Source organism: Williamsia sp. (genome assembly GCF_016462415.1).
Classification (GTDB): Bacteria; Actinomycetota; Actinomycetes; order Mycobacteriales; family Mycobacteriaceae; genus Williamsia_A.
In genome coordinates, this window is sequence record NZ_JAEMTF010000115.1 from 2,431 (window position 1) to 13,685 (window position 11,255).

Here is an 11,255-nt window from a genome sequence, read left to right on the forward strand (position 1 = left end):
TCCTGGTGCTGGCCGCGCCGTATCTCGTCGCGACCACGTTCGGGGCCTGTGGCGGTGGCGATCTCAAGTTGGCCGTCGCACTCGGCGGGGTGGTGGGGGATCCGGCACTCGCTCTGCTGGTGGTCGCAGCGGCCGCTCTCGTGACACTCGCGGTCATCGCGCTGCGGGGTCGCTCGCCGCGGGGAGCGGGCGTGGCGCACGGTCCCGCTCTGGCGGTCGCAGCGGTCGCGATCGGCGGTGTGTGGGTCTGAGACGCCGCGCGTTCGGGGCACGGTGCACCACGTGGAACAATAGGAACTCGTGTTGCGCTGGATAACTGCTGGAGAATCCCACGGCCCCGCCCTGGTCGCCCTCGTCGAAGGGATGATCGCCGGGGTCGAGGTCACGACCGACGACATCTCGTCCCAACTCGCACGTCGCCGCCTCGGCTACGGGCGCGGTGCGCGGATGAAATTCGAGGCCGACAAGGTCACCGTTCTCGGCGGCGTCCGGCACGGCCGCACGCAGGGCGGACCGGTCGCGATCGAGATCGCCAACACCGAATGGCCCAAGTGGGAGACCGTCATGTCGGCCGACCCGGTCGACCCCGCCGAACTGGCCGACGTCGCGCGCAACGCGCCGCTGACCCGTCCCCGGCCCGGCCACGCCGACTACTCCGGGATGCTCAAGTACGACTTCGACGACGCCCGTCCGGTGCTCGAGCGGGCCAGCGCCCGCGAGACCGCGGCCCGGGTCGCCGCCGCCACCGTCGCGCGCAACTTCCTCGCGCAGGTGCTCGGCGCGCACGTCGTGTCCCACGTGATCTCCATCGGCGCGTCCGAGCCGTTCGACGGCGCCACCCCCGGGCCCGACGATCTCGACCGCATCGACGCCAGCCCGGTACGTGCGGCGTCGGCCGAGGCCGAGGCATCGATGATCGCCGAGATCGAGGCGGCCAAGAAAGCGGGGGACACCCTCGGCGGTGTGGTCGAGGTCGTCGTGACCGGACTGCCCGTCGGTCTCGGATCCCACGTCAGCGGCGAGACCCGTCTCGACGCCCGCCTGGCCGGCGCCCTGATGGGCATCCAGGCGATGAAGGGCGTGGAGATCGGCGACGGCTTCCTCACCGCGCGTCGGCGCGGCAGTCAGGCCCACGACGAGATGGTCCCCGGACCTGACGGCGTCCTGCGCTCGACCAACCGGGCCGGCGGACTCGAGGGTGGCATGACCAACGGCGAGGCCCTACGCGTGCGGGTGGCCATGAAACCCATCTCGACCGTTCCCAAGGCACTCGCGACGGTGGACATGGCCACCGGTGAGCAGGCCAGTGCCATCCACCAGCGATCCGATGTCTGTGCGGTGCCCGCCGCGGGTGTGGTCGCCGAGGCCATGGTCGCGCTCGTGGTCGCGCAGGCCGCGCTCGACAAGTTCGGTGGTGACTCGGTCATCGAGACCGCCGACAACGTGCGCCGGTACCGCGAGCGTGCCGCCGCGCGACTCCCCGGCACGGACCACACCACGACACCGTGACCGGTGCACCCGTGCCGGAACACGCCCCGGTGGCCGTGCTCATCGGGTTCATGGGCGCGGGCAAGTCGACCGTCGGCCTCGCATTGGCGGACCTGCTCGGCGTCGGGTTCTGCGACACCGACCACGAGATCGTGGCCCGGGCCGGGCGCAGTGTCGCCGAGATCTTCGCCGACGAGGGTGAGCAGCACTTCCGTGAGGTGGAGGCGCAGGTGGTGACCGACGTGCTCGCGACCCACCCCGGTGTGGTCGCGCTCGGCGGCGGGGCCGTCATGACCCCGGCGGTACGCGCGGCCCTCGCCGGTCACCGTGTGGTCCATCTCTCCGTCACGCCCGAGGCCGGTTTCGCGCGGGTCCGATCCTCCCAACGCCCCCTGCTGCGTCCGGGGCCGGTGGCAGGATCCGCCGGCATCTCCCCGGAGGACCGATACCGCGCTCTGCTCACCGAACGTGCGGCGACCTACCGACAGGTCGCCGACATCACCACCGACACCACCGGCCGTGCCCCCGCGGCACTGGCCGACGAGATCGCGCGCGCGCTCGGGGTACGCCCCGCGTCGACGCTCCGAGACGAAGGATCCCCGCCATGACCGAGCCCATCCGCATCCACGTCGCCACCGAGCGTCCCTATGACGTCGTCATCGGCCGTGGACTGCTCACCGACGTCGTCGAGGCCGCCGCCGGGGCCGACTCGGTCGCGATCCTCTACCAACCGCCACTGATGGCCACGGCCGAGGCGGTCCGCGAGGCCCTGGCCGGTGCCGGTTTCGACGCGCACCGCATCGAGATACCCGACGCCGAGGCCGGCAAGGATCTCTCGGTCGCCGCCTTCTGCTGGGAGGTGTTCGGCCGGATCGGCATGAAGCGCAACGATGTAGTGATCGGTCTGGGCGGGGGAGCGGCCACCGACCTCGCCGGATTCGTCGCGGCGACCTGGATGCGCGGGGTGCCGGTGATCAACATCCCGACGACCCTGCTCGGGATGGTCGACGCGGCTGTCGGCGGCAAGACGGGGATCAACACCGATGCGGGCAAGAACCTCGTCGGGTCGTTCCACGAGCCCCGCGCGGTGCTGATCGACACCGCGACGCTGGAGACGGTCCCGCCCAACGAGATCATCGCCGGGCTCGCCGAGGTCATCAAGACCGGTTTCATCGCCGACCCGGAGATCCTGACGCTCATCGAGGCCGACCCGGTTGCCGCGCGCGACCCCCTCGGCACCGTTCTCCCCGAGCTCATCCGTCGGTCGGTCCAGGTCAAGGCCGACGTCGTCGCCGCCGATCTGCGCGAGTCGTCGCTGCGGGAGATCCTCAACTACGGCCACACCCTGGCCCATGCCATCGAGCGACGCGAGCAGTACCGCTGGCGCCACGGCGCGGCGGTGTCGGTGGGGCTGGTCTACGCCGCCGAACTGGGTCGGCTGGCGGGTCGGCTCGACGACGCGACCGCGGATCGGCACCGCGAGATCCTCGAGTCGGTCGGTCTGCCCACAGGCTATGACGACGACGCGTTCGGGGATCTGCTCACGACGATGTCGGGCGACAAGAAGAACCGCTCGGGTGTGTTGCGGTTCGTGGTGCTCGACGGGCTGGCCAAGCCCGGACGGCTCGAGGGACCGGATCCGAGCCTGCTGGTCGCTGCGTACGGGGCGATCGCGCGGACCGCATCACCGTCGGGACCCGTCCTGCTCTGACCCCCGACGGACCGGCCGGGGGATCAGGCGGTCTGGTGCTCGCGGGTGTCGTCCTGCGCGTTGCGGGCGTCCTTGCGGGACTGACGGTGGGCCAGGAAACGGCCGACACCGACGCCGGTCAGGGCGGGCACGAAGACCAGCAGCGCGGTGAACGATCCGCCGGCGAAGAGTTCGACGAAGAAGCTGTTCTGCCCCATGCCGCCGAACACGTAGTTGCTCAGGGCCCAGGAGATGATTCCGGAGACGACACCGGCGAGCACACCGGCCTTGAGCCACATCACCGTGAGATCGGCGTAGTCGTCGGGATCATCGTGTGCGCGACCGTCGATGATGCCGTCGACGCCGCCCCAGATCAGGGCGATCAGCACGACCGCGGCGACCGCGGCCGTCTTCCACAACGACCCGTGCAGCGGGGAGTGAACGATCGCCATTCCGAGCAGAACTCGAGCGACGATGTGCACGGCCGACATCGACAGACCGCGTAGCAACCACGAAACCATGGGCGAAGCGTACCCAACGGGTGCTGCGGCGTGTGCGCCAACACACACTTGGCACCGGTACCGTTGTCCCGATGACCGCGCTGACGCCTTCGGTGACCGATCCACACGCCGCCCACCAGGCACGACGGGACCTGCTCCGCGTACACATCGCGACCCTCGGGGCGGACGCCGCGGTGATCAGCGACCTCGTCAACGTGCGGTATCTGACCGGTTTCACCGGCTCCAACGCCGCGCTGCTCGTCTCTTCGTCGGCCTCGGACGACCGGATCTGCACCGACGGCCGCTACGAGACCCAGGTCGGGGAGCAGGTTCCCGACGTCGAGGCGGTCATCGGTCGCGACTGCCCCGCCACCCTGCTCGACCTCGTCGCGCCGGCGGGCCCCACCGTCGCCGTCGAGGAGCACGCGCTCACGGTCACCGCATGGCGGGCGCTGACCGACCGCACCGACGGATCGGAGCCGTCGGTCCGGCTCGTCGCGCTCGGGCGGGCGGTCGAGAACCTGCGGATGGTCAAGGACGACGGCGAGGTCGAGTTGCTGCGGCAGGCCTGCCAGGCCGCCGACGTCGCGCTGGCCACGATCATCGAGCGGGGGGTCATCACCCCTGGACAGACCGAACGTCAGGTGGCGCGCAGCCTCGAGTGGGAGATGTACGCCTGCGGCGCCGACGACATCTCGTTCGAGACGATCGTCGCCGCCGGCGCCAACTCCGCCGTCCCGCATCACCGCCCCACCGACGCGATCCTCGCCACCGGGGACTTCGTCAAGATCGACTTCGGTTCCGTCGTCGGCGGCTACCACTCCGACATGACCCGCACCTACGTGCTGGGGTCGGCCGCGGACTGGCAGCACGAGATCTACGAACTCGTCGCCACCGCCCAGGCCGCCGGACGGGCCGCGTTGGCCCCCGACGCGCCGGTGGTCGAGGTCGATGCGGCGGCGCGATCGGTGATCGACGACGCCGGTTACGGGGAGAACTACGTGCACGGGCTCGGCCACGGCGTCGGTCTGGAGATCCACGAAGCGCCGGGAATCGGCAAGTTGGGGACGGGTACACTGCCATGCGGTGCGGCAGTCACCGTCGAACCCGGTGTCTATCTGCCCGGCAGAGGCGGTGTCCGTATCGAGGACACGCTGGTGGTCCGTGCGGGCGCTCCCGAGCTCCTGACCACCACCGACAAGACATTCACGGTCATCTAGGCGCGCCACGCGCGTCTGGGTGACCTCAAGGCGCGCTCGCGCGCGGACCGTGCGCCCGATGATCGGGTGAGAGGAAGAGACACACGTGGCAAGTACCGCAGATTTCAAGAACGGCCTGGTTCTCCGGATGGACGATCAGCTGTGGCAGATCCAGGAGTTCCAGCACGTCAAGCCCGGCAAGGGCCCGGCCTTCGTGCGCACCAAGATCAAGAACGTGCTGTCGGGCAAGACCGTCGACAAGACGTTCAACGCCGGCGTCAAGGTGGAGACCGCGACGGTCGATCGTCGCGACATGACCTACCTGTACAACGACGGCTCCGATTTCGTGTTCATGGACGCCGAGAACTACGAGCAGGTCTCGATCTCGCCGCAGACCATGGGCGACGAGTCCCGCTTCCTGCTCGAGGAGATGCGCGTGCAGGTCGCGATGCACGAGGGCAACCCGCTCTATGTCGAGTTGCCGGTCACCGTCGAGCTGATCGTGTCGCACACCGACCCCGGCGTACAGGGCGACCGCTCCACCGGCGGGACCAAGCCGGCGACGCTCGAGACCGGCGCCGAGATCGCCGTCCCGTTGTTCATCAACACCGGCGACAAGCTCAAGGTCGACTCGCGCGACGGAAACTATCTGGGGCGCGTGAACTCGTGATCCGTGCGGCAACCCCGAGGTGGGTGCGATCGGTGCGCTGCACCCGACCCGTGATCCGGTGAAGAAGCCCGGGACACGGCACAAGGCACGCCAACGCGCCGTCGACCTGCTGTTCGAGGCCGAGGCCAAGAACGTCGCCCCGATGGACCTCGTAGTGCAGCGGCGTGAGTTGGTCGTCGACGACGAGAGCATCGGGATGATCCACCCGTACACCGCGCGCGTCATCGAGGGCCTGGCCACCGACCACGCGCAGATCGACGCGGTGCTCGAGTCGCACCTGCGGGAGTGGACGCTGCCGCGGCTGCCCGCCGTCGACCGTGCGATCCTCCGCCTGGCCGCGTGGGAGCTGTTCAACACCCATGACGTCCCACCGGTCGTCGTGGTCGACGAGGCCGTGGAACTGGCCAAGGAACTGTCCACCGACGACTCACCCGCGTTCGTCAACGGCGTCCTCGGGCGCATCGTCGAACTCGCCCCGCAGGTGCGTGCCGCGGCCCAGGCCACCGCTCCGGCCGCCGATCCCGACGGCGAGTGATCCACCTCGCACGATCCGGGCTCCGCGCGCCACGACTGCTAGGGTTCTCGACGACAGACATCCTTTAACGATCCGTCCAGTGAGGCGGAGAAGGAGGTCGGTTGGTGACACCGACTGACGGCGCTCCCGGCACCTCTCGAGTTCTCCTCGACGCCGGGGACGTGACCCGAACCATCGCTCGCATGGCGCATCAGGTGATCGAGAAGACCGCCGTCGACGCCCCCGACGCCCCACGGGTCATCCTCATCGGGATCCCCACCCGCGGGATCAGTCTCGCGCGGCGACTCGCCGCCCGAATCCAGGAGTTCTCCGGAGTCGACATCCCGGTCGGGTTCCTCGACATCACCCTCTACCGCGACGATCTGCGGGCCAAGCCGCACCGCCCGCTCGAACGGACGTCGGTCCCTCCGGGCGGTGTCGACTCCGCGCTGGTGATCCTCGTCGACGACGTCCTGTACTCCGGGCGCACCATCCGCGCCGCGCTCGACGCACTCCGCGACCTCGGTCGCCCCGCGGCGGTGCAGCTGGCCGTGCTCATCGACCGCGGCCACCGTGAACTGCCGTTCCGCGCCGACTACGTCGGCAAGAACATCCCGACCTCGCGCTCGGAGGACGTCTCGGTGCAGCTCGACGAGCACGACGGCATCGATCAGGTACTGCTGGGCGAGCGGCGAGGTCTCTGATGCGACATCTGTTGTCGGTCACCGACCTGGACGTCTCCGAGGCCGTCGGTCTGCTCGACGAGGCCGAGCGGTTCGAGCAGGCGCTCGTCGGCCGCGAGGTCCGCAAACTGCCCACCCTGCGCGGACGCACCGTGATGACCATGTTCTACGAGAACTCCACCCGCACCCGGGTGTCGTTCGAGGTCGCGGGCAAGTGGATGAGCGCCGACGTGATCAACGTCAGCGCGTCGACCTCATCGGTCGGCAAGGGGGAGTCGTTGCGCGACACCGCCAAGACCCTGCACGCCGCGGGTGCCGACGCACTCATCATCCGACACCCCGCGTCCGGCGCGGCCCATCAGATCGCCCGGTGGACCGACGAGGACGGTGGCGGCCCGGCGATCATCAACGCCGGCGACGGCACCCACGAGCACCCGACCCAGGCGTTGCTCGACGCGTTGACGCTGCGCCAACGCCTCGGATCGCTCGACGGTGCACGCGTGGCGATCGTCGGCGACATCCTGCACTCGCGTGTGGCGCGGTCCAACGCGCACCTGCTCGCGATGCTCGGCGTGCACGTGGTGCTCGTCGCGCCCCCCACACTGCTGCCGGTCGGTGTCGAGTCGTGGCCGGTCGAGGTGTCACATCATCTCGACGCCGTGCTGCCCGGACTCGACGCCGTGATGGTGCTGCGGGTACAGGCCGAACGCATGAACGGCGGGTTCTTCCCATCGGCCCGCGAGTACTCGATCCGCTATGGGCTCAACGACAAACGCATGGCGATGCTCGACGACCACGCGGTGGTGCTGCATCCCGGACCGATGTTGCGCGGCATGGAGATCGGATACTCGGTGGCCGACTCACCGCGCGCCACGGTGCTGCAGCAGGTGAGCAACGGAGTCCACATGCGTATGGCGGTGCTGTTCCGACTCCTCGTCGGGACCGACGACTCGGAAGGTGGCGGGATATGACGCGCGCGAGCGGCTCGCTGGTGATCGCCGACGTACGGCTCTACGGCGAGGGCGACCCGGTGGACGTGGTGATCGCCGACGGCGAGATCACCGACATCGGTCCCGGTCTGGCCGACGGCGTCGACGAGGTGATCGACGGTCGTGGCGGCGTGCTGCTGCCCGGCTTCGTCGACCTGCACACCCACCTGCGCGAGCCCGGTCGCGAGGACACCGAGACCATCGAGACCGGTTCGGCGGCAGCGGCTCTCGGTGGCTACACCGCCGTGTTCGCCATGGCCAACACCGACCCCGTCGCCGACACCGCGGTACTCACCGACCACGTCTGGCGACGCGGTCAGGCCGTCGGCCTGGTCGACGTCCATCCGGTGGGCGCGGTGACCGTCGGGCTGCAGGGCACCCAGCTCGCCGAGCTCGGCGCCATGGCCGACGGCGATGCGCGCGTGAAGATGTTCAGCGACGACGGCAGATGCGTACACGATCCGCTGCTCATGCGCCGCGCACTGGAGTACGCGCGCGGGCTCGGCGTCCTGATCGCCCAGCACGCCGAGGAACCCCGGCTGACCGTGGGCGCGATCGCCCACGAGGGACCGAACGCGGCGCGTCTCGGCCTGGCCGGTTGGCCGCGCTCGGCCGAGGAGTCCATCGTCGCCCGCGACGCGATCCTGGCACGCGATGCCGGCGGGCGCGTGCACATCTGTCACGCCTCGACGGCGGGCACGGTGGAACTGCTCCGCTGGGCCAAGGCGCAGGGCATCGCCATCACCGCCGAGGTCACCCCGCACCACCTGCTGCTCGACGACTCGCGACTGCAGACCTATGACGCCGTCAACAAGGTGAACCCGCCGCTGCGCGAGGACTCCGACTGCGTCGCCCTGCGCGCGGCGTTGGCCGAGGGCGTCATCGACTGTGTCGCCACCGACCACGCACCGCACGCCGAGCAGGAGAAGTGCTGCGAGTTCGCCGCGGCCCGGCCGGGCATGCTCGGTCTGCAGACGGCGCTGTCGGTCATCGCCGCGACCATGGTCGTCGACGGGGCCCTCGACTGGCGCGGCGTCGCCCGGGTCATGAGTGAACGGCCCGCGGAGATCGTCGGACTGCCCGACCAGGGCCGTCCCATCGCGGTCGGTGAACCCGCCAACCTGACCGTCGTCGACCCGGACGCCACCTGGACGGTGGACGCGTCGGCACTGGCGAGCCGGTCGGCGAACACGCCGTTCGACTCGATGACCCTGCCCGCGCGGGTGGTCGCGACCGTGTTGCGCGGGCGGGTCACCGCGATCGACGGAGAGGTGCGTTTCCGGTGAACTCCATCGTGATCATCGCGATCGTGGTCGTGGCGTGGGGCGGCATCGTCGGTCTCATGCTGCTCGGCTGGCGCAACCGCGGACGACGTCAGCAGGACGTCATCGGTGCCTTCCCGGACGTCCCGACCGACCCGGGTGTCCTCCTGCTCGGCCCCGACACCGGCGTCTACGTCGGGTCGACGGTCGCACCGAGTTGGCAGGACCGCGTCGCGGTCGGCGACTACGGCGACCGCGCGTCAGCGGAGTTCTCGAACTTCGACACCGGGATCCTGATCAGCCGGTCCGGTGCGAACCCGATCTGGATCCCCCGCGAATCGATCACCGCGATCCGCACCGAGCGCGGGCTCGCGGGCAAGGTGATGACCGCCGACGGCGTGCTCGTCATCCGGTGGACGCTGCCCTCGGGCACCGAGATCGACTCGGGCCTGCGCGGCGACGACAAGCTGCGCTACCCCGACTGGACGGCGCTCGACCCCCGCGCGGTGACGCCCACCGAATCCGACACATCCACACCCGGCGACGCGGCAGCCCCGACCGCCGACGAGACATCGAAGGACGACCACTGATGACCTCCGCCCTATTGATACTGGAGAACGGGCAGGTGTTCACCGGTCAGGCCTACGGCGCCACCGGTCAGACCCTGGGCGAAGCGGTGTTCTGCACCGCGATGACCGGGTACCAGGAGACGCTCACGGACCCCAGCTACCACCGCCAGATCGTGGTCGCCACCGCGCCGCAGATCGGCAACACCGGCTGGAACACGGCCGACGACGAGAGCCGCGGCGGCAAGATCTGGGTCGCCGGCTACGCCGTGCGCAACCCGACCCGCCGAGTGTCGAGCTGGCGCGCCACCAGCACCCTCGACGAGGAGCTGGTGCGGCAGGGGATCGTCGGGATCTCCGGCATCGACACCCGCGCGCTGACCCGGGTGCTCCGCGACCACGGGTCGATGCGCGCAGGGGTCTTCTCCGGGGATGCCCTCGCCGAGACCGACGTCCTGCTCGAGCGGGTCCGCACGGCCCCGTCGATGGCCGGTGCCGATCTCGCCGGTGAGGTCAGCACCGACGCCGACTACGTCGTCGAGCCCGATGGGGAGCATCGGTTCACCGTCGCCGCCATCGATCTCGGCATCAAGACCAACACCCCGCGCATGTTCGCCCAGCGCGGTGTCCGAGTGCACGTGTTCCCGTCGACCGTCGACCCGCAGGCCGTCATCGACCTCGCGCCCGACGGGGTGTTCCTGTCCAACGGACCGGGGGACCCGGCCACCGCCGACGGCGCGGTCGCACTGACCCGCAGCGTGCTCGAACAACGGATCCCGTTGCTGGGCATCTGTTTCGGCAACCAGATCCTCGGCCGCGCACTGGGCCGAGGAACGTACAAGATGAAGTTCGGTCACCGCGGCATCAACATCCCGGTCATCGACCACACGACCGGACTGGTCTCGATCACCGCGCAGAACCACGGCTTCGCCCTCGAGGGTGAGGCGGGCGAGGAGTTCGACACCGACTTCGGGCGCGCCCGCGTGAGCCACACCTGCGCCAACGACGGCACCGTCGAGGGCGTCGAACTCCTCGACGGCCAGGCGTTCTCGGTGCAGTACCACCCGGAGGCCGCAGCCGGTCCGCACGATGCCGCCTACCTCTTCGACCGTTTCTCCACCGTGATGCAAGGAGCCCGTGCCTGATGCCCCGCCGCACCGACATCTCCCACGTCCTGGTGATCGGGTCGGGTCCGATCGTCATCGGACAGGCCTGCGAGTTCGACTACTCCGGAACCCAGGCGTGCCGCGTCCTGCGCGCCGAGGGGCTGCGCGTCAGCCTGGTGAACTCGAACCCGGCCACGATCATGACCGACCCCGAGTTCGCCGACGCGACCTACATCGAGCCGATCACCGCCGAATACGTCGAGAAGGTCATCACCACCGAGCGTGACGCCGGCCATCCGATCGACGCCGTCCTGGCCACGCTGGGCGGACAGACCGCGCTGAACTGCGCCGTCGCACTGCACGAGCAGGGCATCCTCGAGCGCTACGACATCGAGCTGATCGGCGCCGACTTCGAGGCCATCCAGCGCGGCGAGGACCGGCAGAAGTTCAAGGACATCGTCGCCAAGGTCGGCGGCGAGAGCGCTCGCTCGCGCGTGTGTTTCACCATGGCCGAATGTCATGACACGGTCGCCGAACTCGGGTATCCCGTCGTGGTCCGGCCGTCGTTCACCATGGGCGGGCTGGGCT

12 protein-coding genes and 2 pseudogenes are annotated in these 11,255 nt (G+C 69.8%); 13 read left to right on the plus strand and 1 reads right to left on the minus strand.

Translation table 11 applies throughout. The features are described from left to right. From JHC79_RS20045 to aroB, 4 genes and pseudogenes are all read left to right on the plus strand, one after another. Positions 1 to 251: pseudogene (locus tag JHC79_RS20045) on the plus strand (prepilin peptidase); the annotation flags it as partial. A gap of 49 nt (positions 252 to 300) precedes the next feature. Next, positions 301 to 1,509, plus strand: coding sequence for a chorismate synthase (aroC, locus tag JHC79_RS20050; RefSeq protein ID WP_296394123.1), 1,209 nt, complete (start codon positions 301 to 303; stop codon positions 1,507 to 1,509). Positions 1,510 to 1,559: 50 nt separating this feature from the next. Beyond that, complete coding sequence (locus JHC79_RS20055; protein WP_296394143.1) at positions 1,560 to 2,096, plus strand: shikimate kinase; 537 nt, start codon at positions 1,560 to 1,562, stop codon at positions 2,094 to 2,096. After that, positions 2,093 to 3,199 (plus strand): 3-dehydroquinate synthase, encoded by a 1,107-nt coding sequence (gene aroB, locus JHC79_RS20060; RefSeq protein WP_296394125.1) that lies wholly within the window; start codon positions 2,093 to 2,095, stop codon positions 3,197 to 3,199. The genes JHC79_RS20055 and aroB overlap by 4 nt, the downstream gene beginning before the upstream one ends. A gap of 23 nt (positions 3,200 to 3,222) precedes the next feature. Here aroB and JHC79_RS20065 read toward each other — a convergent pair whose 3' ends face one another. Beyond that, positions 3,223 to 3,699, minus strand: a complete 477-nt coding sequence (locus JHC79_RS20065; protein WP_296394127.1) for a B-4DMT family transporter — start codon at positions 3,697 to 3,699, stop codon at positions 3,223 to 3,225. Between the two features lie 71 nt (positions 3,700 to 3,770). On the opposite strand from JHC79_RS20065, the gene JHC79_RS20070 reads away from it, so the two are divergent. The 9 genes and pseudogenes from JHC79_RS20070 to carB all read left to right on the plus strand — a co-directional run. Further along, a complete protein-coding gene (locus JHC79_RS20070) occupies positions 3,771 to 4,898 on the plus strand; it encodes an aminopeptidase P family protein (protein WP_296394130.1) in 1,128 nt (375 codons plus the stop codon). 85 nt (positions 4,899 to 4,983) lie between these two features. Next, positions 4,984 to 5,547 (plus strand): elongation factor P, encoded by a 564-nt coding sequence (gene efp / locus JHC79_RS20075; protein ID WP_296394132.1) that lies wholly within the window; start codon positions 4,984 to 4,986, stop codon positions 5,545 to 5,547. 58 nt (positions 5,548 to 5,605) lie between these two features. Further along, positions 5,606 to 6,082, plus strand: coding sequence for a transcription antitermination factor NusB (nusB, locus tag JHC79_RS20080; protein ID WP_296394146.1), 477 nt, complete (start codon positions 5,606 to 5,608; stop codon positions 6,080 to 6,082). Between the two features lie 101 nt (positions 6,083 to 6,183). Continuing rightward, positions 6,184 to 6,765: a bifunctional pyr operon transcriptional regulator/uracil phosphoribosyltransferase PyrR gene (gene pyrR, locus JHC79_RS20085; protein WP_296394134.1), complete on the plus strand. Its 582-nt coding sequence runs from the start codon at positions 6,184 to 6,186 to the stop codon at positions 6,763 to 6,765. Next, entirely contained in the window at positions 6,765 to 7,715 is a 951-nt protein-coding gene (locus JHC79_RS20090; protein WP_296394136.1) for an aspartate carbamoyltransferase catalytic subunit, read from the plus strand. Before pyrR ends, JHC79_RS20090 begins: the two co-directional genes overlap by 1 nt. Next, on the plus strand, positions 7,712 to 9,019 hold the full coding sequence (locus JHC79_RS20095; RefSeq protein ID WP_296394139.1) for a dihydroorotase: 1,308 nt from the start codon (positions 7,712 to 7,714) through the stop codon (positions 9,017 to 9,019). Before JHC79_RS20090 ends, JHC79_RS20095 begins: the two co-directional genes overlap by 4 nt. A 56-nt stretch (positions 9,020 to 9,075) precedes the next feature. Further along, positions 9,076 to 9,585, plus strand: a complete 510-nt coding sequence (locus JHC79_RS20100; RefSeq protein ID WP_296394148.1) for a transporter — start codon at positions 9,076 to 9,078, stop codon at positions 9,583 to 9,585. Next, complete coding sequence (gene carA, locus JHC79_RS20105; RefSeq protein WP_296394141.1) at positions 9,585 to 10,706, plus strand: glutamine-hydrolyzing carbamoyl-phosphate synthase small subunit; 1,122 nt, start codon at positions 9,585 to 9,587, stop codon at positions 10,704 to 10,706. The genes JHC79_RS20100 and carA overlap by 1 nt, the downstream gene beginning before the upstream one ends. Beyond that, positions 10,706 to 11,255: pseudogene (gene carB / locus JHC79_RS20110) on the plus strand (carbamoyl phosphate synthase large subunit); the annotation flags it as partial. The gene carA and the pseudogene carB, both read left to right, overlap by 1 nt.